This is a genomic window from Kribbella sp. CA-245084 (genome assembly GCF_050942355.1).
Lineage (GTDB): Bacteria > Actinomycetota > Actinomycetes > Propionibacteriales > Kribbellaceae > Kribbella.
In genome coordinates, this window is the sequence record NZ_CP192053.1 from 9,098,330 (window position 1) to 9,124,401 (window position 26,072).

Sequence of the window (26,072 nt, forward strand, 5' to 3'; positions counted from 1 at the left end):
TCGTGGCCTTTCCTCCAGTGCGGCGAGGTGCCGTGCCGAGTGCCGCGCAGTAGGTGCGGGATCGGGAGACACGCCCTAATGTCGAAATCCCAAGGTGGGTCTCGACGTAGCTGATGTCAGGCGATCAAGGGAGGACATCAGATGTTGCACGACAGCAAGGCGTTCAGTGGGTTCTCGGTGGACGACATCGAGAAGGCGAAGGCGTTCTATGCCGACACGCTGGGGATCGACGTCGGCGAGGAGAACGGGATGTTGCGCCTGAAGATCGCGGGTAGCACCGCCATCCTGGTGTATCCGAAACCGAACCACGTGCCGGCGGAGTACACCGTGCTCAACTTCCCGGTCACCGATATCGAGGCGACCGCGCGTGAGCTGGCCGGCCGCGGCGTCACGTTCGAGCACTACAACAACGAGCAGGACGAGTCCGGCATCTACCGCGGCCAGGGCCCGTTGATTGCCTGGTTCAAGGACCCGGCAGGCAACGTCCTCTCGATCATTCAGCTGTGAGGCACGGGATCGTTGTATTGGCCTAGCCGGCCGGAGTAGCGGGCGCTGTTCAGGTACGGCCAGGCGTACGCCGTACAGCCGTGCAGGCCGAGGGTCTGCTGCTGCATGACCGGGGCCGGCTGGCCCGGCCCCGGGCACAGCTCGTGGCCATTGCCGAGCCGGTGGCCGGTCTCGTGGTTCACCATGTACTGCCGGTACGTCATCAGCGACGCGCCGAAGTTCGGTACGCCGTGCGCCCAGCGCGCGACGTTGAGCACGACCGAGTCCCCGATCCGGCAGCTCGTGTACCGGTCCGGTCCCCCGCCGCAGATCACGTCCCGCGTCCGCGGCGTCACCAGCATCAACCTGAAGTCGGGTGTCGCCCCCGGCCCGACCTGCTCGAACCGCCACTTCCCCTGCGAAGCCCACCCCTGCGCCGCGCCGTACGTCGTCCGCACGAACTGCGCGAACGCCGTTTTGTCGACCCCGGTGATCCCGCCCTCGATCGCGATCTGGAACCTCATCAGCCTGCCGCCCCGCCCGATCACAGCGGGATTCGCGGGCAGCACGGCGTACGACTGCGATCCGGCGATCGGGTACGAGATCACCTCGGCCGGCACCACCGGCTTCGTCGTACGACGTGGCGAGACGGCCGGCGACTCCAAGGCCGGCGCGGTCGTCTGGACCGACGCGGGTACGACGTGCCGCCCGAGGTCGCCGTGGCGCGACAGCGGGCTGGCGGGCAACTCGTACAGCACTCCGACCGCGACCACCGCCGCAGTCGCGAGCCCGATCGTCCTGACAACAGTCCAGCGGCGCATTCCGGTGAGCTCCTCACACCGCGCCCGGTCGGGCGCGTCCTCACTGTCTTCTTGCCACTGTGCCCACAAACCCTTCTCCACCCACGGCCGGGCTACGCCTTGGCGGTCCGGACCTTCATCGACGGGTACTTCGCCTCGATGAAGCCGAGGTCGCGGTAGAGCTCGATGCCGTAGTCGGTCGCGTGCAGTTCGACCTGGCCGACGCCGGTCTCGTTCTCGAACCAGTCCATCAGCGCGACCACGCAGGCGCGGGCCAGACCGCGCCGGCGGAAGGCAGGCTCGGTGCTGACGTTGTACAGGTGGCCGCGGACCGTGGTCAGGTCGCTCGGCCCCGGCGGGTGGACGAACACGTTGCCTGCGGCCCCTGCTACGACCCCGGCGTCCGGGTCCTCGACGACGTACGCCGCGAACGTGTCCGGTGAGGCCAACTGCCCGGCGAACCACTCGACGGCGGTCGCCTGCCAGGGCCCGTCAATGTCGTTGCCCATCGCAGCGAGCATCAGCCCGCGTAAACGGACCAGGGACTCCGCGTCATCCGCGCCGGCTCGTCGTACCTGAATGTCACTCACGAGGACAATCCTGCCAACTTTTTGCCGAGTCAATGAATCGAAGGGGGCATGGCCCCGAGCAGAGCGCAGCGATCGTCGCGCAGCAGCCGAGCACGAAGAGTCAGGCCGCGGCGACACTCGGCGTTCTCGGCGCTGGCGATCGCCGTCCTCGGGATCCTGCTCCCCGGTACGGCGTACCTGGTCGCCCGCCGGACCCGGCTCGGCGTGACGCTGATCGCGGCGAGCCTCGCCCTGTACGGCGGAGCGGCGTACCTCGGCCTCGAGAAGCGGGACGCGGTCATCTCGTGGGCGCTGAATCCGGGCCTGCTGCTGTGGATGATCGCCGGGCTCGGCGCGATCGCGCTCGCCTGGATCGCCGTCCTGGTCACGTCGTACAAGATGCTCCGGCCGCTGACGGTAGGACCGGTCCCGCGGCTGGCCGGGTCGATGGTGATCGGCGTCGTCTGCTTCGCGATGACGGTGGGTACGGCGAGCGGCGCGCAGACGCTGATGGCGCAGCGGAGCCTGGTGAAGAAGGTGTTCGCCGGCGGGGAGTCCAAGAGCGTGACGCGGCCGACGGTCAGCGCCAACAAGAACCTCTGGGATCAGATCCCGCGGCTGAACGTGCTGTTACTCGGCGCCGACGACGGCGACGGCCGCAAAGGGACGCGGACCGATTCGGTGATGGTCGCGAGCATCGACACCAAGACGGGCAACACCTCGCTGATCTCACTGACCCGGAACTTCATGCGGATGCCGTTCCCGGCCGACTCACCGTTGCACAAGATCTACCCGACCGGGTTCTGGGACCCGAGCATCGATCCCAGCAAGGAGCAGTCGGAGTTCTACCTGGACGCGATGTACCGCAACATCCCGAAACTGCATCCCGGCATCCTCGGGCCGTCGGACAACGAGGGCGCGGACATCCTGAAGGTATCGGTCGGCGAGGCGCTCGGGCTGAAGATCCACTACTACGTGCAGGTCGACCTAGCCGGGTTCGCGCAGTTGGTCGAGGCGCTCGGCGGGATCACGGTGAACATCAACTACCCGGTCCCGGTCGGCGGCAGCGACGACGACAAGGTTCCGCCGAGCCGCTACCTCCAGCCCGGGCCGAACAAGCACCTGATGGGGACCGACGCGCTCTGGTTCGCCCGCGGCCGGTACCACGTACCGACCGCCGACCTCGCTCGGCAGGCTCGCCAGCGCTGCGCGGTCAAGGCTCTCGTCGAACGCGCCACCCCGCAGAACGTGCTCGCCAACTTCGAGGCGGTCGCAGCGGCAGGCGAGAAGCTGGTCCGCACCGATATCCCGCAGAAGCTGCTGGGCGACTTCGTCACCCTCGGCGAGCGGGTCAAGACCGCCAAGATCTCGAACATCGACCTGGACAAGAAGAAGAACTTCCCGAACGGCCGCGACCCGAACTACGCCGGCATGCGCGAGATCGTCGCGCAGGCGCTCGACCCGAAGCCCGCGACGCCGCGCAGGACCACGACGGCCAAGCCCTCGAGCAAGCCCTCGACGGCGGCCCAGCCCCGCACCACCCCCAAGCCCGCGGCCGACGACCTGACCTCGGCCTGTGCCTACAACCCCGGCCCGCCCGGCTAGGCCCGTCAGCGTGCGGTCAGGATGCAGAACTCGTTGCCGTCCGGGTCGGCCAGCTCGATCCCGTCGGGGTGTGCCTGACCGCTCTCGTGCCGCGTCGCGCCGAGTCCGATCAGCCGCTCGACCTCGGCCTCAGGATCGCCGGACGGCACGAGGTCGAGGTGCAGGCGGTTCTTCGGCGCCTTCGGGTCGACCGGCGGACCGCCCCAACTGATCTTCGACCCGCCCTGCGGCGACTGGATCGCGGTCTCCTCGTCCTGGTCCCAGACCAGCGGCCAGTCGAGCGCCTTGCTCCAGAAGTACCCCACGGCCTGGCTGCCGTCGGACGACAGTGCGCCGATGACTCCGGTGCCGGCGAGGAAGTTGTTGCCCGGCTCGATCACACAGAACTCGTTGCCCTCGGGGTCAGCCAGTACGACATGCTTCTCCTCGGGCGTCTGCCCGATGTCGATGTGCCGCCCGCCGAGCTCCAACGCCCGCGCGACCGTTGCCTCCTGGTCCTCCAGGGACCGACTCGTCAGGTCGAAGTGCATCTGGTTCGGCCGGTCCTTCACGACATCGCTCTGCCGGAATTGCAGAGTGAACGCGAGGTCGTCGCCGGGCAGTACGGACGTCTCGTCCGCACCTAGCTCTCGCCCGAGCACACCGGCCCAGAACCGCGCCAGCCCGGCAGGATCCTTTGCGTCGAAGGACAGTGCGTGGATCTGGACGCTCATCGCGACTCCTGTTCGCCGGGAACTACTACCGTAGGGCGGACGGAACGGGCGCCGCAAAGAGATTTAGCCGACCGACGCCGCAGCGATCCTTGCATGGTGATCGGCGGCAGTGCGGGACATCGGACGGCGGAGCAGGACGAGTTGGTGGTAGAGCGGACCGGTTGCCGTGAGCAACAGTTGGTGGGCGTCCACCCCGGCCGGGATCTCGCCGCGCGCGACGGCCCGCCGTACGACGATTGCCGTGCGTTCGTAGCGATCCAGCCAGAACTGCGTGAGCGCCTCGGCGGCTTCCGGCGTACGGAAGGAGGCTGCGATCACGGCCTGGGTGACCGACGGGCGGGCGGTCAGCGCGGCGTGCACCTCGCGGTTGACGGCGATCAGGTCGCCCTCGAGCGAACCTGTATCGGCCGGCTCCCACGAGTCGTCGGCTCCGGCCCGCAGGAGATCGACGAGCAGGCCGGCGACAGTCTTCCAGCGGCGGTAGACCGTTGTGCGATGGACTCCGGAGCGCACGGCGACCGCGTCGATCGTGAGTCCGTCGTACCCGTGCTCCGCGAGCTCGGCCTCGACGGCCGCGAGCACTTCGGACCGCACCCGGGCCGTCCGTCCACCCGGCCTGCTTGCGCGATCGGTCGTCAGCATGGCATCATCTTAACGCAACATTCGTCGCATTAGGGAGCAGCCCCGTGATCTTCTGACCCGCCGTTCGCCAACCCCGAACCCCGCGTGAGTCAGGAGCATTCTCATGTCTACCCAGCTGTCCCTGCACGATGTCACCAAGTCCTACGATCACCGCCTGGTGCTCGACCGGATCACCTGCGCCTTCCCACCCGGGCAGGTCAGCGGCCTGATCGGCGAGAACGGCTCCGGCAAGTCGACCCTGCTGCGGATCCTGGCCGGTCTCGAGCCACCCACGGACGGTACGGCGACTGCCGCCGGCAGCATCGGCTTCCTGGCGCAGGACAATCCGCTGCCGCTCGACCTCGACGTGAACGCGCTCGCCGATCACGCCCTGGCCGACCTGCGCCGGATCGAGTCGCGAATGCGTTTGCTGGAAGGCTTGCTCGCTGACGGACGCACCGACGTCCTGGACGAGTACGGCGAACTCCAGTCGGTGTTCGAGCTCCGCGAGGGGTACGACGCCGACGCGCGATTCGCCCGTGCGACGTACGGGCTCGGGTTGAGCACGTTGCCCGGTGATCGCCGGTTGTGCGAGTTGTCCGGTGGCGAGTTGGCGCGGCTGCATCTCGCCGCCGTACTCGCGTCGTCGCCGGAGATCCTGCTGCTGGACGAGCCGACCAACCACCTCGATGTGTCGGCCGCTCTCTGGCTGGAGGATCACTTGCGGTCACGGCGCAGTACGACGGTTGTCGTGTCTCACGACCGCGCATTCCTGGAGCGGGTTGCGTCGACGCTGTTCGAGGTGGACGGCGACACGCATCGGATCACGCGGTACGGCAGCGGCTTCCAGGGCTACCTGACCGAGAAGGCGGCCGAGCGGGCGCGGATCGAGCAGGCCCGGCAGGAGTGGGAGGACGAGGTCGCGGCGACGCGGGTTCTCGTTCGTACCACTGCCGATCGGGTCGCGTACGGGCGGCCGATGACCGACAACAACAAGGTCGCGTACGACCGGACGGGCGGACGCGTCAACGAAGCCGAACGCAGCAAGATCCGGAACGCGAAGGAACGCCTGCGCCGGCTGGAAGAGGACCCGCCACCGGTGCCGACGAAGCCGCTGCGCTTCACCGCGTCGATCCGCACGACCGGCGAACCGGCCGAGCTGGAAGCAGTTGCTGTCGCAGTCGACGACCGACTGTTGCCGATCTCGCTCGAAGTTCCGGCCGGGGCTCGCGTGCTGATCACGGGACCGAACGGCGTCGGCAAGTCGACGTTCCTGGACGTTCTGGCCGGGGCGCTCGAGCCCTCCTCGGGGTACGTCGAACGCCGCGGGCGGATCGGGTATCTCCAGCAGGAGGTGTCCGAGGCACGGCCGGACGAGACGTTGCGGCGGGCGCTCGCGCGGCATCCGGGAGCGGCGGGGTTGGGGTTGTTCCGTCGGGATCAGTTGCGGGCTCGCGTCGACGCGCTGTCGACCGGTCAGCGGCGGCGGCTGGCGTTGGCGCGGTTGCTGACCACGCCGTACGACGTCCTGCTGCTCGACGAGCCGACCAACCACCTGTCGCTCGTGCTGGTGGAGGAACTGGAGGCGGCGCTCGACCGGTACGCCGGTGCGCTCGTCGTGGTCAGCCATGACCGGCGCTTCGTGTCGCGCTGGCGTGGCACGGTCATCGAGCTGAAGGAGAACAACTATGTCAGTCAGTGAATATGCGGTGGGCGACGGACCGTACGGCGTTGCGGTAGCGGGCGGTGAGGTGTGGACGACGCTCGTTCATACGGGGCGCGTGATGACGGTGTCCGGGCGGCAGTTCGACCTCGATGCGCCGGAGTCCCGTCCGAGCGTGATCGTCGATGGGCCTGATGACGCGGTCTGGTTCACGCGGAACGGTGACGGTCGGGTCGGGCGGATCGGGTACGACGGCGCGGTGTCGGCGGTCGAGATCGCCGGGGCGCCGTACGGATTGTGCGTCGGGCCGGACGGGGCGTTGTGGTGCACGTTGATGAGCGCCGATGCTCTCGGGCGCGTGACGGCCGACGGCGAGGTGTCGACGTACCCGATCGGGATCAGTGGCGCGTTTCCGGCGATGATCACGTCGTACGACGGGGAGCTGTGGTTCACGCTCAACCAGGGCAACGCGATCGGGCGGATGACTCTTGGTGGATCGGTCACTACCTATCCCCTGCCGACTGAGGGAGCCGGACCGGTTGGGATCTGTGCGGGTGCAGCTGGCGTTTGGTTCGTCGAAATCCTGGCCGATCGGGTGGGGCGAATCAGTGCGGACGGGAAGATCGAGGAGTTCCCTCTGCCTGCTGGTTCCAAGCCGCATGCGGTTGCGGCGGCTGCTGACGGTGGGTGCTGGGTCACCTTGTGGGCCGGAGGTGCGCTCGTGCGCTTGGATGCTCAAGGCAACGTTATTGCCGAGTACGCGCTGGGCGAGGGCTCCGAGCCGCACGGGCTCGCGGTGGACGGCGACTCGGTGTGGGTAGCGTTGGAGAAGGGTTCCTTGGCTCACATCCAGCCGTAAGGGTGAGCAGGTTCACCCGGCGGAGGGAGGACGGTGGGCACCCGGCGGGTGGACAGTGGTGCTGTGAGCACGGTGGTGCAGGTCCGGGGAACGACCGCGCGGGTTCGTGACGTCATCGCGGTGGGGCGGCCGGCGTTCTGGGTGGTGTCGATCGTTCCTTATTACACAGGGATCCTGCTAGCCACCCATCGGCTGATCCCGCCGGTCGAGGAGTGGCCGCGGCTGATCGTGGGCGCGGTGGTGATGGGGCCGCTGGTGTGGCTGGCCGTGCTGGCGGTGAACGACGCGTACGACCTGCCGAGCGACCGGCTCAACCCGCGCAAGGCGAAGTCGCCGCTGCTCGACGGACGTATCACGCTCCGAGCAGCCAAGCGACTCGCCTTCGCGGCCGCCGTCGCCGCGGTCGGCTTGAGCCTGCACGTTGGCGTTGTCTTTGCCCTCGGTGTATTGCTGGCCGTCCTGCTCGGCTACGCGTACTCCGTCCCGCCGGTCCGGCTGAAGACCCGCGCCGGCTTCGACGTCGCCGTCAACGCGCTCGCGCTCGGCGCCTTCGGTCCACTCGCCGGCTGGGCCGCGATCAACCCGGACCTCAGCAACTTCCCTTGGCTGATGGGCCTCCAGGGCACGCTCGCCGCCATCGGCCTCTACCTCCCCACCACGCTCGCCGACCTGGAAGCCGACCGAGCCGCCGGCTACCAAACGATCGCGGTCCGCTTCGGCCCACGCACGACGTACCGCATCGGCTACGCAGCCTGGATCGCAGCCGCCGCGCTCTCCGTCGTACTCGCCGCAACCGCGACGATCATCCCCCGCAGCATGCTCCCGCTCGAGGTCGTGATGGTCCCCGTCCTCGTCGCCGCCTACCGCAAACTCATTGGCCCGGGCCAGTCCTTCAAGGGCATCATCGTCCTCGCATCCCTCTTCCTCTTCCCCTGCGGGACATTCGCCCTCACCTACACGGGAGTCCTCTGAGCATGTACCCGGACATCGAGCCCTACGCCCACGGCCTCCTCGACGTCGGCGACGGCAACCGCGTGTACTGGGAGGTCTGCGGCAACCCTGACGGCAAGCCCGCGCTGGTCATCCACGGCGGGCCGGGCTCCGGCGCCGGTGCGGGCTGGCGCAGGTACTTCGACCCCGCGAAGTACAAGATCGTGCTGGTTGATCAGCGCAACTGCGAGCGGAGTACGCCGGATGCCGCCGAGCCGGACGTCGATCTGAGCACCAACACCACCTGGCACTTGATCGCGGACTTCGAGCAACTACGCCAGGAGCTCGGGATCGAGAAGTGGCTGCTGCTCGGTGCATCGCATGGTGCGTCGCTCGGGCTCGCGTACGCCGAGAAGCACCCGGAGGCGATCTCCGAGATCGTGCTGTTCAGCGTCACGAATGCCACCCGGCGCGAGGTCGAGTGGATCACCCGCGACATGGGGCGGATCTTCCCCGAGGAATGGGCCCGCTTCCGCGACGGCGTACCGGAGGACCAGCGCGACGGCAATCTCCCCTTGGCCTACAGCCGTCTCCTGCACGACCCGGACCCCGCCGTACGCGAGAAGGCCGCCCGTGACTGGTGCGACTGGGAGGACACGCACGTCCGCACACATCCCGGCTGGCGGCCGGACACGCGGTACGACGATCCCGTGTTCCGCCTGCGATTCGCCCGGCTCGTCACGCATTACTGGGCCAACGCGGCCTGGCTCGAGGAAGGCGTTCTGCTTCGGGAGGCAGGGAAGCTGGCTGGGATCCCCGGGGTGCTGATCCATGGCCGGCTCGACATCAGCGGCCCGCCGGACATCGCCTGGCTGATGGCTCAAGCGTGGCCGGATGCCGAACTGCACCTGGTCGACCAGGAGGGCCACGGTGCCGGCGGCCAACGCACACAGGAGTTGATCCTGGATGCGTTGGAGCGTTTTGGGTTACGGTCCTGACCGGTTCACGTGCACCTGCACGATGAGCAAAGATTTGATCACTGATCTTTACAGCGATGAAACGTTCATGAACCCTTGAGTCCCATGACTCTGACCCGCCCGGATCTCGAGACCGACTACACCCTCAGCCGGTCCGATATCGCGCACTTCGCCCAGCACGGATTCGTGAAGCTGAAGAATGTGCTGAGTCCCGACACGATCGCGGCGTACGAACCGGAGATCACCGGCAAGGTGATCGAGCTGAACACGCAGCACCTGCCGCTCGAGGAGCGAGACACCTACGGCAAGGCGTTCCTGCAGGTGACGAACCTGTGGCAGGACAGTGAGCGCGTGCTCGAGTTCGTGTCGTCACCGCGGCTGGCGCGGATCGCGTCGCAGTTGCTGGGCGTGCAGTCGGTCCGGCTGTACCACGACCAGGCGCTCTACAAGGAGTCCGGCGGCGGAGTCACGCCCTGGCACGCGGACCAGTACTACTGGCCGTTCGCGACCGACCGCTGCGTCACCGTCTGGGTCCCGCTGCAGGAGACTCCGATGGAGATGGGTCCGCTGTCGTTCGCGGCCGGCAGCCACACGTTCGAGCACGGTCGCGACCTGCCGATCAGCGACGAGTCGGAGCGCGTGCTGCAGGAGACACTGGCCGAGCAGGAGTTCGCGGAGATCTCCGAGCCGTTCGAGCTCGGCGAGGTGAGCTACCACCTCGGCTGGACCTTTCACCACGCGCCGCCGAACACCACCGACATCCCGCGCCGCGTGATGACCGTGATCTACGTCGACGCCGCGATGGAGATCTCGGCGCCGGTGAACGAGAACCAGAAGCTCGACCTGGCCCACTGGATGCCCGGCAACGAGCCCGGCGAGACCATCTCCTCCCCGCTCAACCCGGTCCTCTATTGATCCACCCCGCACCGTCGGTCGGACAAACCCGGACGACTTCTGTACCTATTGGTATGTACGATGCTGCCATGACCTCAGCAGAGTCACCGATCAGCCGCGCCGTCGTCCTCGACCAGCACCTGCCGGAGCCGCTCCCGGTGCAGCACGTCGAGGTACGCCGGATCACGATCGAGCCGCATACCGCGCTCGGCGCCCACGTCCACAACGGCCCCGTGTTCGGCAACATCGTCTCGGGCAAGGCGGTCTACCAGCAGGCCGCCGACGGCGAGGTCCAGATCCTGCACCCCGGCGACGTGTTCTACGAGCCCGCGGTCGACAGGATCTCCCGCTTCGACACCGAGGATGAGGGCGTCACGTTCCTCGCCTACTTCCCGCTCACCGCCGGCCAGGACGCGACGCTCGACCTGATCTAGAGCGTCCGCTTCTGCGGATAGATCGTCTCGCCGCGGGACAACTGCTCGACAAACTGCGTGATCCGCTTGGTCCTCGTCTCGGGCTTCTTGGCGCCGGTCACGCGGAACACGACGGCGAACCGGTTCGCGCTGGTCAGGATCTCGAACATCGCCTGTGCGCGCGGCTCCGCGGCCAGGGCTGCGGCGAGGTCGTCCGGGACCTCCTGAGAACTGGCCCCGCCGTACGCCTTGTCCCAGCGGCCGTCGGACTTGGCGCGCTCGATCTCCGCACGCCCGGCCGGGCGCATCCGGCCTTCCTCCTCCATCCGCGCGACGAGGTCCACGTTCCGCTTCGACCACATGCTTTGCGCGCGGCGCGGGGTGTACCGCTGGATGAAGGTCAGCTCGTCGCGGCTCTTGCGCTGCCCGTCGATCCACCCGTGGCACAAGGCTTCCTCGAGCGCCTCGGCGTACGTGAGGCTCGTCGGCATCGTCACGTTCTTCTTCGCGAGCACAAGCCAGACACCGTCCGACGACCCGTGATGTTCGTGCAGCCATGACTGCCAGGCGCCGGCGTCCACAACGATCAGTTCGGTACTCATGACGCAGCCTCCTGATAGCGGGCGGCCAGTTGGGCCGCGGCATCCTTCAACTCCTGCGGACCGACGAACTCCAGGTCGCACTCGAACATCCCGAACGTCGCAGCCAGCCCCGTCCACGACCACGCGGTGAGCACGAGCCGGCAACTCGTCGGCGTGATCTCCTCGACGAACGCACCGCGGCCCGCCCACTGCGAGATGTCCGACGCCTTCGCCTGCAGGATCGCCTCGCCCTTGCACGGATTCTGGTCCTGGCCATGGAACCGACTCGAGATGTACGTCGCCACGTCCGGCGCCGGGAGTTCGCGCTGGGTGAACCGCGGACCGGTCGGTGTCTTCGGCGTCATCCGGTCGACCCGGAACGTCCGCCAGTCCTTCCGATCCAGGTCCCAACCGACCAGGTACCAGCGTCCACCCCACGTCACGAGGTGATGCGGTTCCACCTTGCGCGGCGGCACCCACTCGTCCGGTGCACCGGGTGACGCGTAGTCGAACCGCAGCACCTCCTGCGCACGCACCGCCATCCCGATCGCGATCAGCTTCTCCGAGTCGACCGTCGTACGCCGGTTCGCGTACCGATCGACCGTCGTCACCTGCAACGCATCGACCCGCTGCCGCAAGCGCGCCGGCATCACCTGACGGACGGTGGCGAGCGCACGCAACGCGCCCTCCTCGATCCCGGTGACCGTGGTCGTCGCGGTCTGCAGGGCGACCGCGACCGCGATCGCCTGGTCGTCGTCGAACAGCAGCGGCGGCAGGTCGGCCCCCGCGTCCAGGCGGTAACCGCCGTCAGGCCCCTTGCTCGCACGCACCGGGTAGCCCAGGTCGCGCAGCCGATCGACATCGCGGCGGACCGTCCGTGAGCTGACCTCGAGTCGCTCGGCGAGCAAGGCGCCCGGCCAATCGCGCCGTGCCTGCAGCAGCGACAGCAGCGCGAGGAGTCGAGCAGAGGTTTCGGACATGACTTCAGCTTCGCATGAGTAAGGGACAGAACCTGACCGCTACTGCTGGAAATGTCGTGCTCATCAAGTCCAACCGAAGGAGCCCAGCCGTGATCAGCACCCGAGCGCTCACCCGGGATTTCGTGGTGAGCCGTACCGAGACCGTGCACGCCGTCCGCGGCATCAGCCTGGACGTCGAACCCGGCGAGCTGGTCGCCGTCCTCGGCCCGAACGGCGCCGGAAAGACCACCACCCTGCGCATGCTCACGACCTTGATCACCCCGACCGCGGGCACCGCGACGGTCGCCGGGTACGACGTGACGACGCAGCCCAGCCAGGTCCGTCGTCGGATCGGGTACGTCGGCCAGGGCAACGGCGCCGGCCACACCCAACGGGTCGGCGACGAACTCCACGGGCAAGGCGTGATCTACGGACTCGACCGTCGCGCCGCGAGGAAGCGGGCGGACGAGCTGCTCGACGCGCTGGAGCTGCGTGAGCTGGCGCAGCGCAAGGTGTCCGAACTGTCCGGTGGCCAGCGCCGACGGCTCGACGTCGCGATGGGGCTCGTCCACGCGCCGTCACTGCTGTTCCTGGACGAGCCGTCGACCGGCCTCGACCCGCAGAACCGCGCCAATCTGTGGGACCACATCCTGCGGATGCGCGAGGAGCACGCGATGACGATCGTGCTGACCACGCACTACCTGGACGAGGCCGACACCATGGCCGAGCGGGTGGTTGTCGTGGATCACGGCGAGGTGATCGCCGACGACACCGCGAGTGCGCTGAAGGCCAAGCTCGCCGGTGACCGGCTCGCCCTGACTGTTGCTCCTGACAACCTCTCACAGCTGACGGTGCTTGCGGAGAAGTTGCCCGGGGCCCGCGAAGTCGTTGCCGTTGGCGACGAGCTCAGCGTCCGGGTCGCGGACGGCCCGGCGGCGCTGCCCGAACTGATCGCGGCCGCCCAGCACGACGGCGTACCGATCGCCTCGGCACAGGTACATCGGCCGACTCTCGACGACGTCTTCCTCAACCTGACCGGCCGGAACCTACGAGAGGCAGCCTGATGACCACCCTGACCGTTTCCGAGCCGGCGTTCGTTGCGGACCGGCACCTGTTGCGTGACATCCGGATCGTGATGACGCGCGAGTTGAAGCCGGTACTGCGTGACCCGTTCTCTTTGCTGTTCGGGATGATCCAGCCGCTGGTGTTCCTCGCCCTGTTCGGACCGCTGCTGTCGGGCTCGATGGGCGCTACGTTCGGCGCCGGCGTCTGGCAGTGGTTCGTCCCGTCGATCCTGGTGATGACCACGCTCTTCGGCACGTCGACCACCGGCGCGAACCTGCTGTTCGAGTTCCAGACCGGTGCACACGAGCGGATGCTGGTCACGCCGTTGTCCCGTTCCTCGCTGCTGATCGGACGCGCGCTGAAGGAGATGGTGCCGCTGTTCGGGCAGGCGGTGATCGTGATCGCGGTGATGACGCCGTTCGCGTTCGACCTGCACGTCGGTGGTGCGCTGGTCGGGCTGGCGCTGCTCGCGGTGTTCGGCGTCGGGCTCGGTTCGTTCAGCTACGCGCTGGCGATCGCCGTTCGCAAGCAGGACTGGATGTTCTGGGTCGTACAGCAGACCTTCCTGTTCCCGTTGATGATCCTGTCCGGGATGTTGCTGCCGCTGGACACCGGTCCGGGATGGATGCGGGTGGCATCGAAGTTCAACCCGCTGTCGTACCTCGTCGACGCCGAGCGGACCCTCTTCTCGGGCGACGTGTGGTCGAGCACCGTGCTCTGGGGATTGGTCGCGGCGATCGTGACCGCGGCACTCGGACTGACCGTCGGCATCCGGGCGATGCTCCGCTCGGCCGCGTGACCCAATTGAGCCAGTGGCCCGACTGGGCCGTTGTCAGCGCTGAAAATCACCTACGGTAGCGCTCAGATCACCCACCGCCCCCAAGGAGATCTGATGAGGCCCCGCCCCGCCTTGCTCGCTGTCCTGACTTCGCTGGCCGCCGCCGCGCTCGCAACCTCGAGTGCGGTGGCGGCTCCGGCTCCATCCGCCGAGAACGCAAGGACAGTCGTAGCCGCGACCGACACCGACGGCGACTCCCTGCCCGACGCATGGGAGACGAACGGGTACGACGCGAACGGCGACGGCGTCGTCGATGTGGACCTGCCCGCGATGGGTGCGAACCCGAAGAAGAAGGATCTGTTCGTCGAGATGGACTACATGTCCGGCCGGCTCGCCAGTACGGCGGCACTCGACCGGATCGTCCAGGTCTTCGCGAGTGCGCCGGTGAGCAACCCGGACGGCACGACCGGCGTCAAGATCCACCTCGACGCAGGTGCCGCCCGCGGCGCGGCGTACAACCTCGGCGGCGGCAACGAGGTCACGTACGACGATGACCTCAACCCGTCGGCGACCCAGACCAACGCGATCAAGGCGGCCAACTTCGCCGCGGTCCGCAAGGCGGTCTTCCACTACATGATCTGGGGAGACAGCTACGACGGCGGCTGCAGCAGCGGCCAGGCGTTCAACATCCCGAACGACACATTCATCGTCACGGTCGGCCCGAAGTGCGGGTGGAACGCGACCGACGACACGAACGTCGGTACCTTCGTCCACGAGCTCGGCCACAACATCGGCCTGAAGCACGGCGGCACCGACAACCTGAACTACAAGCCGAACTACCTGAGCGTGATGAACTATTCGTTCCAGCTCGGCGGTGTGCTCAAGTCCGACGGCACGAAGTACTGGGGCTACTCGAACGTCCAGCCGACGTCGATCAACGAGGCCCGACCGGACGAGACCGTCGGCCTCGGCAGCCTGGGCGCTGGGTACAAGACGAGTTGGAAGTGCCCGAACGGCTCGACCCGGACCACGGCCGGCGCGGCGAACCAGCCGATCGACTGGAACTGCGACGGTGGCACCACCGACACGACGACCGCCGCGGACATCAACGGCGACAAGACCACGTCGATCCTGATCGCGCAGAACAACTGGGCGAACATCGTCTTCGGCGGCGGCGCCGTCGGTGGGGGTACGACGCCCCGCACCAAGACGCCGGCGTCGGAGCTGCAGGAGATCACCCACGACGAGTGGGTCTCGCTGCAGCACAAGTAGTAGTCCAGGCAGAAGCCCTCGCACCTTCAGGTGGGCGCGAGGGCTTCTGCCTGTTCAGACCGACCAGACTCCGGTCTTCGCGGTCTCGCGCGCCCAGTCGGTGAAGTCACGCGGCGCGCGGCCGAGGACCTGCTCGACACCGTCGGAGACGTACTCCGAGCGGTGGTTGCGGATCACCGCGAACAGGTCGCGCACCGCGTCGGCGTCTTCCTGGATCAGGCCCTGCTCGATGAGTTCGGCAACGTGTGCCTCCGGCTCGAGGTCGACGTACGTGATCGGGCGGCCGGTGGCGGCGGAGAGTTCGTCGGCGATCTCGGTCATGGTGAGGGTGCGCGGGCCGGAGATTGTGACGGTCCGGCCGACGTACGACTCGTCCAGAAGCGCCGTGGTCATTACGTCGCCGACGTCGTTGGTGTCGATCCAGGCCTCGGCGCCGGTGCCGGCGGACAGTCGGATCTCGCCGGCGAGCACGTGGTACTGGAGGAAGTCCTCGCTGAAACCCTGCGCGAACCAAGCCGGCTGCACGATGGTCCAGTCCAGGCCGCTCGCCTTGACGATGTTCTCCAGCTCCAGCTGGCCGTCGTACACGGCGAAGTCGCGACCCGGACTGCCGACGCCGCGACCGGACAGCAGGACCAGGCGCCGCAGCCCGTCGGCTTGCTCGATGAACTTTCCTGCTTGCGCGAGCCCGGTCGGTCCGACGGGCGGCGCGAGGTACGCCGTCTCCGCGCCGGCGATCGTCGGCGCCCAGGTGCTCTCGTCGTACCAGTCGAACCGCGGCTCGGTGGAACGTGAGGCCAGGCGGTACGGGACCTCCCGCGCATCGAGTTGCGCCGCGACGCGACGGCCGGTCTTGCCTTTGCCACTGAGGATCAGTATCGGTGTCATGTATCAAGTTCAGCGGTCGTGAGTGAGACAAACCATGGCTATGTGGCGCAATTCGATGTTCGAGGCGCTCACCATGGCGTACTCTCCTCGCATGGACGTGCTCGACGAACTGCTGGCCGGGACCCGCGCCCAGGACGGGGTGTTCAACCTGACGATCCTGGATCTGCCGTGGGCGCTGGAGATCCGGGACGAGGCGCCGCTCGCGCTCGCGACCCTCGTCCGCGGCTCGGGCTGGGTGACCCGCGAAGGGACCGCGCCACAACGGCTGGAGCAGGGCGACGTCGCGATCTTCACCGGTCCACAGCCGTACGTCGTCGGCGACAGCGCGCACACCGCGCCGCAACTGCGGATCCACCCCGGCGGCATCTGCGAACCGTTGCCCGGGGCACCGGCCGACTACTCCGCGCGGCTCGGCGTACGGACGTACGGCAGCCGCAAATCGGGCGAGGTGATGGTTGCCAGCGGCACCTATCAAGTGGCGGGCGATGTCAGCCGGCGACTGGTGACCGCATTGCCGCCGGTGCTCGTCGTACCGGCCGCGGCGGTCGCCGGGTCGGTCATGGAGATGATCACGAGTGAGATCCAGCGCGATGCGGTCGGGCAACAGACCGTGCTGGACCGATGGCTCGACCTGGCCCTGATCACGACGTTGCGAGCGTGGTTCGACCGGCCGGACTCGCACGCGCCGGGGTGGTACCAGGCGCAGACCGATCCAGTCGCCGGTACTGCGTTGCGCTTGCTGCACGAGGATCCGGCGCACCCGTGGAACGTCACCGATCTCGCCGACCGGGTCGGGGTATCGCGGGCCTCGCTGGCCAGGCGATTTACCGCGGTGGTGGGCGAGGCGCCGATGAGCTATCTGACCGGCTGGCGGATCACGCTCGCGGCCGATCAGCTCCGGTCGACCCGGGACACGGTCGAGACGATCGCCCGGCGGGTCGGCTACGCGAACGCATTCGCTTTGAGCGTTGCGTTCAAGCGGGTCCGCGGGATCACGCCTACGGACCACCGCCGGGCGGCGTGAAAGCCTAAACCCCGGAGTTCAACGATACGATTGAGGCTCATGGAGATCGCGGTGAGCCTCGACGAACTACGGCAGCTCAGCCTCTGGAGCGCGGACTGCGCAGAGCGGGCGTTGCCTCTCTACGAGGCGGTCACTCCCGACGATCGCCGGCCGCGCGAGGCGATCGAGGTCGCCCGCGAATTCGGTGCCGGAGGCAACAGGACGAAGGCGATCCGGACGGCTGCGTGGGGCGCCTTGAAAGCGGCAGGCGAGGTAGACGATCCGGCCGCGGAGGCTGCAGCGCGGGCAGCCGTTGCGGCGGCGGGTTCGGCGTACCTGCATCCGTTGGCGGCAGCCACCCAGGTCAAGCACACCGTCGGGGCGGCGCAGTATGCGGCGTACGCGCACGAACTGGCGGGGCGCGAGCCCCTCGTCAGCTGGGCAATCGAACGAGTCCCACCTGTGGTCCGGGACCTCATACTCCGCTACCCGGAAGGCACGCCGGGTCGTTCCCGGCTCGGGGACCTGCACCGCCAACTGGAGTCGGCGCTCAGGCAACCGTCGCCTTCATGAACGCCAACGCCTGCGGCCAAGCCAGCTTGAACGCGTCCGCGTTCACGTCCTTGTCATGCCGCGACTTGTCCGAGAAGCCGTGGTCCGCACCCGGGAAGTACTGCGTGAACGTCGCGCCGGCCGTTCGGGCTTGCAACACGGTCTGCAGCGTCTCGAAGTCCGAATTCGGTACGGCGGTGTCCGCGCTCGGATAGCTGACGAGCACCGGCGCCGTGATCCCGGCCGCCTCGGCAATCGCGTCGTACGTGTGATGCGGCGGCCGATCGGACGGAACGGTCGGGTGGAAGGCGACGACATTCGCGACCCGCTGGTCACGCGCCCCGAGCAGGAACGCGAACCGCCCGCCGAGGCACCACCCGATCACACCGACCTTGCTGCACCCGAGCTCGTCGAAGAGGTAGTCCAGCAGCGCGCTCTGCTCGGCGAGGGCAGTGTCGTCGTCCATCTGCCGCAGCAAACCACTCAGCTCTTGCCGACTGGTGTTGTCCGTACTGAGCCCCTTGAACGGATCCCACGCCAGCGCGGTGATCCCCTCCCCCGCCAACTCATCGGCCCACGCCCGCACCTGCTCGCCGATCCCGGTGATCATCGGCAACAACAACATGCCGACCCGCCCGACCCGCGCCAGATAAGCGTCCTGCTCCCCAACCGTCACCGTCACACCCATGCGCGCATCTTAAACGCCGACGGTCTGGTGCTCCGGTTAGACGCCAACGGTCTGGTGCTCCGGCTCGATGACGCCGATGACGCGGTCCTGGTCTCGGCCGTAGGGCTGGCCGAGGTACTTCATGGCGATCTGGTCGACGAGGGCCCAGCCGGCGTCGCCGTCGATCCATTCGGTGACGCGGCCGCGGATGATGATCGGCTCGTACGGGCTGTCGACGGGCGCGAGTGAGAGGGCGACGCGCGGATCGCGGCGGAGGTTGTGCGCCTTCTGCGAGTCGGGACCGGTCAGGAAGATGATGCGGTCGTCGAGTGTGGTGACCCAGAGCGGGATCGAGTGCGGCGAACCGTCCGGGAGAACGGTGGCCAGATGGGCGATCGAGTTGCTCTCGACGGCACGGCGTACGGCGGGCTTCAACATGGTTCTGCTCCTTCAGCGGACGACTGCGTAGTGGAGGTGGGTGACACCCGGGGCGGGCACTGCCTCGACGAGGCTGAGCCGCACGTGCTCGGGGAGCTCCTGGAAGAACGGCCGGCCTCCGCCGAGCAGGATCGGCACCTGGTGCAGGACGAGCTCGTCGACGAGCCCGGCCTTCAGCGCTGCCGTCACAGCACCGCCGCCCATCATCCCGACGTCCTTGCCGCCCGCGATGTCGCGCGCCGCGGCGACCGCGTCCTCGATGGTGTTGGCGAGCGTCTGCTGCTCGCTGATCTCCGCCACCGGACCGTGGCTCAGCACGACCAACGGCGCCTTGGCATGCGGGCTACCGCCGCCGAAGTGGCTGGAGTCGACGTACGTCTTATGTCCGGCGATGACCGCGCCGACCCGGCCGGCGAGTGCGTCGAACATCGCGGCGCTCGGGGCGCTGAGCTTGAAGCCGTCGAAGACCTGGCTCGGGGTGTCGCCGTCGAAGTACCAGTCGAACAGCATCGGCGCGTCGCCGAGGCCGCGGTCCGGACCGGAGTCGCGACCGGTGATGTATCCGTCGACCGAGACCGCGAGGGCTGCCAAGACCTTGCTCATCGTTCCCACCTTCCGTTTGGAGTTCCTTGAGGGAACGCTAACACGTGGAGTTCCTTCAGGGAACCCCAATTGCTAAGCTGAGGTCATGCAGCGCACAGACTTCAGTGAGATGGCGTGCTCGATCGCGCGCACGCTCGACGTCATGGGCGAGCCGTGGTCGCCGCTGATCCTGCGCGACATCTTCGTCGGGATGTCGCGGTTCGAGCAGATCCAGGCGGACCTCGGGATCTCCCGCAAGGTCCTCACCGAGCGGCTGAACCATCTGGTCGACCGCGGCGTGCTCGAGCGCCGGCCGTACGACAATCGCCCGCGGTACGAGTACGTCCTGACCGGCAAGGGCCTCGAGCTGATCGACGTCCTGATGGTGATGGTTGCCTGGGGCGACAAATGGCTGGCCGGCGAAGCAGGGCCGCCTGTCTTGTACCGGCATCACGCCTGCGGCGAGATCAGCCACGTAGAGCTCAACTGCTCCCACTGCGGCAAGCCCATGCACGCCAACGACATCGACGTACTCCCCGGTCCGGGCGCGGCCGTCTAGGAGCAGTACGGGCGGAACATGTCGAGGTCGGTGTCCAACCGGGCGATTCGGTCGAAGCCCCAGGTGTCGACGCCTGGTCGATCGACGTTGTTCAGCACGCGGGCCGACATGTCCCGGAGGCCGCGGGCGAGGAGCGCGAACTCGAGGTGATCGAGGTCCAGGTCGTCGGCGCCGTACTCGTTGAGAAATTCTCCGAGCTCGTTCCCGTCCGCTCCGACCCAGACGTCGAACTCACGAGGCCCGATGACGGCGTTCTCCCAGTCGAGGATCGCCGCGACCTCCCCGGCGTCGTCGATCAGCAGGTTCAGGCCGTGCATGTCCGTGTGGCACACGACGTTCCGCACGGGAGTGAGACGTGCACGTACGCCGTCCAACCGCGCGATCGCCGCAGCCACCTCGTCCCCGCGATCCTTGATCCACGGGTGGTGCAGGTTCCGCCCCAGCTCGGCGATCCACGGCTCGGAGATGTCCGCGGGCGGTAGGTCCACCTTCAGCGGTACTTCGTGAATCTGCCGCAACGCCCGCGCGGCGACACGCCAGTCGTCCCACGTCGCCGTACGCCCTTGTAGGTAAGGGAAAACGGCATACGCGCGTCCGCCGTCCATTGCAAACAAGTCGCCCTGCACGGTCCGGACCGGTTCCACGACCGGGAGTCCGAGCGCGTGCAACTCGCCCAGGAGCTCAAGCCCGATCGGTGGCTCGCCTGGTTTCCACATCTTCACGAACCACTGCTCGTCAGCCACCCAGCCGTCGGTGGCGAACCCGCCGGCGTGCGGCTGCAGCGAAGAGACGGTCAGCCCGTAGTCGCGTTCGAGATCCACCCCCGCATCACATCACCTGTGGGCGGCCAGCATGCGGAGTACGGCGGCATTCACCAGGATCAGGATGAGGATGGAGAAGACGAGCAGCGCGACCTGGGCGGGGAGGAGCGCGATACCCAGTCCGATCGCGAGGACCGGGATCGCCAACCCGGCGTACGCGATCAGGAAGAGCGCGGCGAGCACCTCGCCGCGTGAACTCGGGTCGGCCAGGGACGCGGCAGTCGCGACAGCGCCGCGGAAGACGAGGCCCACGCCGACGCCGGCGACAATGCCGCCGATGATGAACAGCCACAGGTTCGGGATGAGGCCGCCGGCCGCGACGCCGACCAGGCCGACGGACATCGCGACGAGGCCCAACCGCAGCTGATGCGGACGGGAGAGCCGGACGAAGACGGCCTGACTCACCGCGCCCGCGATGAAGACGGCGAACGTGACGACACCGGCGAGCAGGCGCGAGGTGTGATGCAGTACGCCGGCGAGGAACGTCGGCGCGAGCGAGGTGAACAACCCGAAGATCGCGAACGCCGCGAATGCACCGATCGCCGACGCGAAGAAGAGCGGACGAGCCGATGACGGCAACGCCACCCGCTGCGGCCGGTACGCCGGTCGCTCCTCCAGCCGCTCCACGGTCTCCGGCACGAGCGCGATCCCAACCGCGCTGAGCAACAGCAGCACGAGGAAGATCTCGTACGGACGCTGCAGCGGTGCCGACACGTACTGCGCCAGCAGCCCACCGATCAGCGGACCGAACGCGAGCCCGCCGAGGTTCACCATGCTCGAGATCAACGCCGACCGGCTCGGGTCCTCGTCCGGCCGCGCGACCTGCCGCAGCTCGGACAAGTGCGCGGTAGCGGTCGCGGTCAGTACGCCGACGCCGACGCCACAGATGAAGCGCGCGACCAGCAGACCGGGAACGGACGACCAGCTCAGGAAGATCGCGGCGGACAACGCCTCCGCGAGTACGGCGAGCAGCGCGACCCGGCGGCGACCGAGCCAGTCACTGACATGCCCGGCCAGGTAGAGCGACGCCATCACGCCGACCGCGTAACTGGCGAAGATCACCGTGATCACGTACGTCGGGAACCCGTCCCGCTGCTGGTAGATCGCGTAGAGCGGAGTCGGGATCGTCGAGAAGGCCATCGTGGTGAGGAAGGCCGCCGCGATCACCCAGAAGCCGGGAGCATGTGCGACCCGGATCCGTACGCCGGTCCGCGAAGACGTCATGGTGGACATGTTCCCAGCGTGCCGCGCGGGATCTATCGAGTCCAACGAAAGTTCTTGCACGCTCTTATCGTCAGATCCGATAATTGGCGGTGTGGACAGCCGACAGCTGGAGTACTTCGTCGCCGTCGCCGAGGAGCTGAGCTTCACCCGGGCGGCGCAGCGGCTGTTCACCGTGCAGTCCACGGTGTCGGCCGCCGTCCGTGCCCTCGAGACCGATCTGAAGACGACGCTCTTCGACCGCTCCACCCGGCGGGTCGCACTCTCGGCGGCCGGCCAGGCTTTGTTGCCTGAGGCAAAGGCTGCGCTCGAGGCCTTGGATCGCGCACGGGCTGCCGTCGAGGAAGCGTCGACCGGGCTCCGCGGGAACGTCAGGATCGGGACACTGGCTCGGCTCAATATGGTGAACATGGCCGAGCTCCTGGGCGCGTTCCACCGCAAGTACCCGCTGGTCGAGGTCCAGGTCGCCACCTCGCCGACCGGCTCCACCGGTCTCGCGGACGACGTACGCCACGGCCGGCTGGACGTCGCCTTGCTCGGGCTGCCGAAACCTGAGATGGGCGGGCTCGACGTCCGGGACATCGCGACCGTCCCGTTCGTCGCGCTACTGCCTGCGTCGCATCCGCTGGCCGGCCGGACTCGCCATACCAAACCGCATGGTATGCCCGGCGTCCGGTTGGAGGAGCTGGCCGGCGAGCGGTTCGTCGACATGCCGCCCGGCTTCGGCAACCGGAAGATGGTCGATCGCGCCTTCGACACGATCGGGATGCCGCGGCGGATCCAGGTCGAGGTCCCCGAACTGACGACGATCCCCGACTACGTCCGGGTCGGGCTCGGCGTGGCTGTAGTGCCCGATCTCGAACTGGCCGAGGAGCCTGATGTCGCCAAGGTGCCGATCAAGGGCACCGAGCTGACCTGGACGTTGTCGGTGGCAACAGCGGCCGGACGGCGACCGAGCAGGGCGGTGACCGCCCTGCTCGATCTGATCGGCGAAAGCACCCGGCCGTACTTCTAGGCGTACTTCTAGGCGGCCCAGATCGACCAGTTCGGCAGCTCGGCGTACCGGCGTAGGGCTGCGACGCCGCTGAGCCAGCCGAGCCAGGCGGCGTACGGCGGGTTGGATTCGTCGAATCCGCTCATCACGAAGGTGAGCCGGGTCTTCCCGTCGGACTCGGCGAGCTCCCAGGTGCTGATGCCGTTCGGACCCCAGTCCGTCGACATCTTCCGGCCCTCGACCAGGTCGACGATCTCGACGCCCGGATTGACGTCGAACCCGCCCATCGCGAACCGGCCGCCCTTCCGGGCGTCGATGCCGATCGGGAACCCGAACCAGGCCGACGCCTTCTCGGACTCGGTCAGCGACGAGTACACCTCTGCGATCGGCGCGTCGATCAGCACCTCGCCCTCGAAGACCGGCGAGGTGAAGTCCGGCCTGGCCGTGAGCTCGCGCCCCTCGAGGTGGTCGACGAGGTTGGCCAGCGCCAGCGACCAGAAGGTCTGCAGTACGCCGCGAATGTTGGCGCCGCTCATCGCGTCCGCGAAGTCGAAACCCGTCTGCGACAGCCTGATCACGGTCGCGTCGTCGGCGTCCGGCGTGAGGGTGAGCTCGGTGGTGGTCTCTTCGCCGCCGAGTGTCCACGCCAGCGTCAGCGTGCTTCCGTCGTACCCGACGACGCGCTGGTGGGGTGCGTCGCCCTCGGGGATGTAGCGGCCCCAGAACTCGAACGTGCCGGGCAGGTCGACGTTCGAGTGCTCGCCGAGCCAGAGGTTGAGGGCCTTCGGATCGGTCAGCGCCTGCCGGACCTCGTCGATACCGGCCTTGGCGCGCACTTGCAGAACGAGTGGTTCAGTCATGGTCTTGGTCTCCTTTGGGGTAGCAGGCCACGGCGAGCTTGAAGGCGTCGCCCTCAGTGCCGCCGTAGCGCGAGAAGAGGTCCTGCAGCGTGCCGCGCAGGTCCTCGAAGAACTCCCGCCGCTGGTCGGGTGGAACCCGGATCTCACCGGACACCCCGATGGACGGCAGCTCCGGAGCCGACCGATCCAGCGCGGCGATGTCGGTCTGGACCTCTTCCATCAGGTCCAGCACGTAGCCGAGGCTCAGCTCGTCGCGGGTCCGGCGGAGTCCGCCGATCCGGCCGACGAGCGTCGGCGACAGCCAGTACGAACGAGCCGTCGCCTGGTAGATGCCCTGGTGGATGCCGCGCACCTTGCGCTCGTCCACCTGGGTCACCAGACCCGCCTCGACGAGGCGCTTGACGTGGTAGTAGACGCGCTGCGGAGTCTGCCCGAGCTGCTCGGCCACCTCACTACAGGTGGCCGGCTCAGCCAGCCGCCGCAGCACCTCGATCCGCTGCGGCTTGAACAGCGCCTCGGCCTGTTCGAGCTGCTCCAGGTGCATCACGTCTCTCATCACACAAAGAACTTTGTACGTAAAAATCTCTTTTGTCAATCAGGAGATTTACATCACTTAGGAATGTGAGCGGGGGTTCGCTCGTTGTAAGAAGTGCTTGCTGATGCGTCACCAAGCAGACACCCAAGACCTGGGGGCCTTTGCTACGGATCGTCCGGCACGTTCCTGCCGGCGAAGGAGAGGAAGCGCAACATGGCAACTGTCTCGTTCAAGGGAGCCACCCGGGTCTACCCCGGCACCGACCTCCCCGCGGTGGACAAGCTCGATCTCGATATCTCCGACGGCGAGTTCATGGTGCTCGTCGGACCGTCGGGTTCGGGCAAGTCGACCGCGCTGCGGATGCTGGCGGGGCTCGAAGAGGTGAACGAGGGCGGTATCTACATCGGCGACAAGGACGTCACCAACGCCCCGCCGAAGGAACGCGACATCGCGATGGTGTTCCAGAACTACGCGCTCTACCCGCATATGTCGGTCGCCGACAACATGGGGTTCGCACTGAAGATGCAGGGCATCCACAAGGACGAGCGGGCCAAGCGCGTGATGGAAGCCGCCAAGCTGCTCGGCCTGGAGGAGTACCTTGAGCGCAAGCCGAAGGCGCTGTCGGGCGGTCAGCGTCAGCGCGTCGCGATGGGCCGCGCGATCGTGCGTAGCCCGAAGGTGTTCTTGATGGACGAGCCGCTGTCGAACCTCGACGCCAAGCTCCGGGTCCAGACCCGCACCCAGATCGCCGAACTGCAGCACCGCCTCGGCGTCACCACCGTCTACGTCACCCACGACCAGGTCGAGGCCATGACGATGGGCGACCGCGTCGCCGTACTCAAGGACGGCGTCCTGCAGCAGGTCGACACCCCGCTGAACCTGTACGACCGGCCGCGCAACAAGTTCGTCGCGGGCTTCATCGGCTCGCCGGCGATGAACCTGATCACCGCCGAGATCGTCGACGGCGGCGCCAAGATCGGCGACTACGTCGTACCGATCGCGCGCGAACTGCTGGCCAAGGCGGGCGACGACAAGACACTGACCCTCGGGGTCCGGCCGGAGGCGTTGCATATCGCCGACAAGGGTCTTCCGGTCAAGGTCTCGGTGATCGAGGAACTCGGCTCGGACGCGTTCCTGTACGGGACCGCCGACCACGCCGAGAACCAGCAGATCATCGCCCGCATCGGCACCCGCCTGCACAACGACAAGGGCGCCGAGATCTACCTCGCTCCGGACCCGGAGAAGTTGCACCTCTTCTCCACCTCGACCGAGGAGCGCCTTGTAGTTTGATCCCGCCACCGCCTTTCGCCTTGTAGTTTGACCCTGTGGGTCATTGGGAGAGAGACGCACCAGGTGTGATGGAGCTGCCGTCGGGTCGCCTCGTCCGTGGACGTAGTCTGCGGAAGGGCCCGGCGGCAGCGCCATTTCCGACGTACGGCGTGTATCTGCTCGGGTCGGAACCGCCCGACGTGCCGTGGGAGACGCGCTGGATCAAATGGCCGGACTTCCGGCTCCCCGTGGATCGCGCTGCCGCGTTGACGATCTTCCGCGAGGCGTTGGATCGGGCTTCGATCGGACGGGTCGAGTTCGCGTGCGGTGGTGGTCGCGGGCGGACAGGTACGGCGCTCGCCTGTGTCGCTGTGCTGGATGGGGTGCCTGCTGATCAGGCAGTTGCGTACGTCCGTGCGCATTTCGACAAGCACGCTGTGGAGACGCCGTGGCAGAAGCGCTACGTGCTAAATCTGTTGACCGCGGGCTGAGCTCTCG

The 26,072-nt window shown here is 67.6% G+C and carries 31 protein-coding genes; 17 read left to right on the forward strand and 14 right to left on the reverse strand.

Annotated features, from left to right (window positions below; all coding sequences use genetic code 11):
* Positions 1-141: 141 nt before the first annotated feature.
* Positions 142-507, forward strand: a complete 366-nt coding sequence (locus tag ACQPYH_RS43795; protein ID WP_432884396.1) for a VOC family protein — start codon at positions 142-144, stop codon at positions 505-507.
* Here the strand turns inward: ACQPYH_RS43795 and ACQPYH_RS43800 are convergent.
* Both ACQPYH_RS43800 and ACQPYH_RS43805 read right to left on the reverse strand, forming a co-directional pair.
* Positions 498-1,307: a DUF3152 domain-containing protein gene (locus tag ACQPYH_RS43800; RefSeq protein WP_432884399.1), complete on the reverse strand. Its 810-nt coding sequence runs from the start codon at positions 1,305-1,307 to the stop codon at positions 498-500. The genes ACQPYH_RS43795 and ACQPYH_RS43800 overlap by 10 nt on opposite strands.
* A 92-nt stretch (positions 1,308-1,399) precedes the next feature.
* Entirely contained in the window at positions 1,400-1,876 is a 477-nt protein-coding gene (locus ACQPYH_RS43805) for a GNAT family N-acetyltransferase (protein ID WP_432884402.1), read from the reverse strand.
* Between the two features lie 48 nt (positions 1,877-1,924).
* On the opposite strand from ACQPYH_RS43805, the gene ACQPYH_RS43810 reads away from it, so the two are divergent.
* Positions 1,925-3,460 carry an LCP family protein gene (locus ACQPYH_RS43810; RefSeq protein ID WP_432884404.1) on the forward strand — a complete coding sequence of 512 codons (1,536 nt, stop codon included), beginning with the start codon at positions 1,925-1,927 and terminating at the stop codon, positions 3,458-3,460.
* A 5-nt stretch (positions 3,461-3,465) separates the two neighbouring features.
* On the opposite strand, the gene ACQPYH_RS43815 is transcribed toward ACQPYH_RS43810, so the two are convergent.
* A complete protein-coding gene (locus tag ACQPYH_RS43815; protein ID WP_432884406.1) occupies positions 3,466-4,173 on the reverse strand; it encodes a VOC family protein in 708 nt (235 codons plus the stop codon).
* 63 nt (positions 4,174-4,236) lie between these two features.
* Positions 4,237-4,815: a TetR/AcrR family transcriptional regulator gene (locus ACQPYH_RS43820; protein WP_432884409.1), complete on the reverse strand. Its 579-nt coding sequence runs from the start codon at positions 4,813-4,815 to the stop codon at positions 4,237-4,239.
* Positions 4,816-4,918: 103 nt separating this feature from the next.
* Here ACQPYH_RS43820 and ACQPYH_RS43825 point away from each other — a divergent pair, with 103 nt between their 5' ends.
* The 6 genes from ACQPYH_RS43825 to ACQPYH_RS43850 all read left to right on the forward strand — a co-directional run bounded on the left by ACQPYH_RS43825 (position 4,919) and on the right by ACQPYH_RS43850 (position 10,551).
* Positions 4,919-6,496, forward strand: coding sequence for an ABC-F family ATP-binding cassette domain-containing protein (locus tag ACQPYH_RS43825; RefSeq protein ID WP_432884412.1), 1,578 nt, complete (start codon positions 4,919-4,921; stop codon positions 6,494-6,496).
* Positions 6,483-7,316 (forward strand): Vgb family protein, encoded by an 834-nt coding sequence (locus ACQPYH_RS43830; RefSeq protein WP_432884415.1) that lies wholly within the window; start codon positions 6,483-6,485, stop codon positions 7,314-7,316. The genes ACQPYH_RS43825 and ACQPYH_RS43830 overlap by 14 nt, the downstream gene beginning before the upstream one ends.
* Positions 7,317-7,379: 63 nt before the next feature.
* Positions 7,380-8,288 (forward strand): UbiA prenyltransferase family protein, encoded by a 909-nt coding sequence (locus ACQPYH_RS43835; RefSeq protein WP_432884418.1) that lies wholly within the window; start codon positions 7,380-7,382, stop codon positions 8,286-8,288.
* Positions 8,289-8,290: 2 nt separating this feature from the next.
* Positions 8,291-9,244, forward strand: a complete 954-nt coding sequence (pip, locus tag ACQPYH_RS43840; protein WP_432884421.1) for a prolyl aminopeptidase — start codon at positions 8,291-8,293, stop codon at positions 9,242-9,244.
* Between the two features lie 84 nt (positions 9,245-9,328).
* A complete protein-coding gene (locus tag ACQPYH_RS43845; RefSeq protein WP_432884423.1) occupies positions 9,329-10,138 on the forward strand; it encodes a phytanoyl-CoA dioxygenase family protein in 810 nt (269 codons plus the stop codon).
* A gap of 68 nt (positions 10,139-10,206) precedes the next feature.
* Positions 10,207-10,551: a cupin domain-containing protein gene (locus tag ACQPYH_RS43850; RefSeq protein ID WP_432884426.1), complete on the forward strand. Its 345-nt coding sequence runs from the start codon at positions 10,207-10,209 to the stop codon at positions 10,549-10,551.
* Here ACQPYH_RS43850 and ACQPYH_RS43855 read toward each other — a convergent pair.
* Both ACQPYH_RS43855 and ACQPYH_RS43860 read right to left on the reverse strand, forming a co-directional pair.
* Positions 10,548-11,132 (reverse strand): YdeI/OmpD-associated family protein, encoded by a 585-nt coding sequence (locus ACQPYH_RS43855; protein ID WP_432884429.1) that lies wholly within the window; start codon positions 11,130-11,132, stop codon positions 10,548-10,550. The two genes, ACQPYH_RS43850 and ACQPYH_RS43855, sit on opposite strands and share 4 nt — an antisense overlap.
* A complete protein-coding gene (locus ACQPYH_RS43860) occupies positions 11,129-12,091 on the reverse strand; it encodes a helix-turn-helix transcriptional regulator (RefSeq protein WP_432884432.1) in 963 nt (320 codons plus the stop codon). The genes ACQPYH_RS43855 and ACQPYH_RS43860 overlap by 4 nt, the downstream gene beginning before the upstream one ends.
* Positions 12,092-12,180: 89 nt before the next feature.
* Here ACQPYH_RS43860 and ACQPYH_RS43865 point away from each other — a divergent pair, with 89 nt between their 5' ends.
* From ACQPYH_RS43865 to ACQPYH_RS43875, 3 genes are all read left to right on the forward strand, one after another.
* The gene (locus ACQPYH_RS43865) at positions 12,181-13,134 is read left to right on the forward strand and encodes an ATP-binding cassette domain-containing protein (protein ID WP_432884435.1); all 954 of its coding nucleotides are present in this window, start codon (positions 12,181-12,183) and stop codon (positions 13,132-13,134) included.
* The gene (locus ACQPYH_RS43870) at positions 13,134-13,934 is read left to right on the forward strand and encodes an ABC transporter permease (protein WP_432884438.1); all 801 of its coding nucleotides are present in this window, start codon (positions 13,134-13,136) and stop codon (positions 13,932-13,934) included. Before ACQPYH_RS43865 ends, ACQPYH_RS43870 begins: the two co-directional genes overlap by 1 nt.
* Positions 13,935-14,027: 93 nt before the next feature.
* Positions 14,028-15,185 carry a hypothetical protein gene (locus ACQPYH_RS43875; protein WP_432884440.1) on the forward strand — a complete coding sequence of 386 codons (1,158 nt, stop codon included), beginning with the start codon at positions 14,028-14,030 and terminating at the stop codon, positions 15,183-15,185.
* Positions 15,186-15,239: 54 nt separating this feature from the next.
* Here the strand turns inward: ACQPYH_RS43875 and ACQPYH_RS43880 are convergent, their stop codons facing one another.
* On the reverse strand, positions 15,240-16,073 hold the full coding sequence (locus ACQPYH_RS43880; protein WP_432884442.1) for an NAD(P)H-binding protein: 834 nt from the start codon (positions 16,071-16,073) through the stop codon (positions 15,240-15,242).
* Positions 16,074-16,164: 91 nt separating this feature from the next.
* Between ACQPYH_RS43880 and ACQPYH_RS43885 the strand changes: the two genes are divergently transcribed.
* Positions 16,165-17,097, forward strand: coding sequence for an AraC family transcriptional regulator (locus tag ACQPYH_RS43885; protein ID WP_432884444.1), 933 nt, complete (start codon positions 16,165-16,167; stop codon positions 17,095-17,097).
* Positions 17,098-17,136: 39 nt separating this feature from the next.
* Entirely contained in the window at positions 17,137-17,649 is a 513-nt protein-coding gene (locus ACQPYH_RS43890; protein WP_432884446.1) for a putative immunity protein, read from the forward strand.
* Here the strand turns inward: ACQPYH_RS43890 and ACQPYH_RS43895 are convergent.
* The 3 genes from ACQPYH_RS43895 to ACQPYH_RS43905 are packed head-to-tail and all read right to left on the reverse strand — an operon-like array spanning position 17,627 to position 19,336.
* The gene (locus ACQPYH_RS43895; protein WP_432884449.1) at positions 17,627-18,316 is read right to left on the reverse strand and encodes a dienelactone hydrolase family protein; all 690 of its coding nucleotides are present in this window, start codon (positions 18,314-18,316) and stop codon (positions 17,627-17,629) included. The genes ACQPYH_RS43890 and ACQPYH_RS43895 overlap by 23 nt on opposite strands.
* Before the next feature lie 36 nt (positions 18,317-18,352).
* The gene (locus tag ACQPYH_RS43900) at positions 18,353-18,733 is read right to left on the reverse strand and encodes a TIGR03618 family F420-dependent PPOX class oxidoreductase (RefSeq protein ID WP_432884452.1); all 381 of its coding nucleotides are present in this window, start codon (positions 18,731-18,733) and stop codon (positions 18,353-18,355) included.
* A 12-nt stretch (positions 18,734-18,745) separates the two neighbouring features.
* Complete coding sequence (locus ACQPYH_RS43905) at positions 18,746-19,336, reverse strand: dihydrofolate reductase family protein (RefSeq protein ID WP_432884455.1); 591 nt, start codon at positions 19,334-19,336, stop codon at positions 18,746-18,748.
* Between the two features lie 85 nt (positions 19,337-19,421).
* On the opposite strand from ACQPYH_RS43905, the gene ACQPYH_RS43910 reads away from it, so the two are divergent.
* Positions 19,422-19,874, forward strand: a complete 453-nt coding sequence (locus ACQPYH_RS43910) for a winged helix-turn-helix transcriptional regulator (RefSeq protein ID WP_432884457.1) — start codon at positions 19,422-19,424, stop codon at positions 19,872-19,874.
* On the opposite strand, the gene ACQPYH_RS43915 is transcribed toward ACQPYH_RS43910, so the two are convergent.
* Positions 19,871-20,695 carry a phosphotransferase enzyme family protein gene (locus tag ACQPYH_RS43915; protein ID WP_432884460.1) on the reverse strand — a complete coding sequence of 275 codons (825 nt, stop codon included), beginning with the start codon at positions 20,693-20,695 and terminating at the stop codon, positions 19,871-19,873. The genes ACQPYH_RS43910 and ACQPYH_RS43915 overlap by 4 nt on opposite strands.
* A 12-nt stretch (positions 20,696-20,707) precedes the next feature.
* Positions 20,708-21,928 carry an MFS transporter gene (locus ACQPYH_RS43920; protein ID WP_432884462.1) on the reverse strand — a complete coding sequence of 407 codons (1,221 nt, stop codon included), beginning with the start codon at positions 21,926-21,928 and terminating at the stop codon, positions 20,708-20,710.
* Between the two features lie 82 nt (positions 21,929-22,010).
* Here ACQPYH_RS43920 and ACQPYH_RS43925 point away from each other — a divergent pair, with 82 nt between their 5' ends.
* Positions 22,011-22,931, forward strand: coding sequence for a LysR family transcriptional regulator (locus ACQPYH_RS43925; RefSeq protein ID WP_432884465.1), 921 nt, complete (start codon positions 22,011-22,013; stop codon positions 22,929-22,931).
* 8 nt (positions 22,932-22,939) lie between these two features.
* Here ACQPYH_RS43925 and ACQPYH_RS43930 read toward each other — a convergent pair whose 3' ends face one another.
* Together ACQPYH_RS43930 and ACQPYH_RS43935 are read right to left on the reverse strand one after the other, a co-directional pair.
* On the reverse strand, positions 22,940-23,770 hold the full coding sequence (locus ACQPYH_RS43930) for an SRPBCC family protein (RefSeq protein WP_432884468.1): 831 nt from the start codon (positions 23,768-23,770) through the stop codon (positions 22,940-22,942).
* A complete protein-coding gene (locus ACQPYH_RS43935; RefSeq protein ID WP_432884471.1) occupies positions 23,763-24,326 on the reverse strand; it encodes a helix-turn-helix domain-containing protein in 564 nt (187 codons plus the stop codon). Before ACQPYH_RS43935 ends, ACQPYH_RS43930 begins: the two co-directional genes overlap by 8 nt.
* A 192-nt stretch (positions 24,327-24,518) precedes the next feature.
* Here ACQPYH_RS43935 and ACQPYH_RS43940 point away from each other — a divergent pair, with 192 nt between their 5' ends.
* Both ACQPYH_RS43940 and ACQPYH_RS43945 read left to right on the forward strand, forming a co-directional pair.
* The gene (locus ACQPYH_RS43940; RefSeq protein WP_432884474.1) at positions 24,519-25,595 is read left to right on the forward strand and encodes an ABC transporter ATP-binding protein; all 1,077 of its coding nucleotides are present in this window, start codon (positions 24,519-24,521) and stop codon (positions 25,593-25,595) included.
* Positions 25,596-25,663: 68 nt separating this feature from the next.
* Positions 25,664-26,065, forward strand: coding sequence for a protein phosphatase (locus ACQPYH_RS43945; protein WP_432884477.1), 402 nt, complete (start codon positions 25,664-25,666; stop codon positions 26,063-26,065).
* Positions 26,066-26,072: the final 7 nt, after the last annotated feature.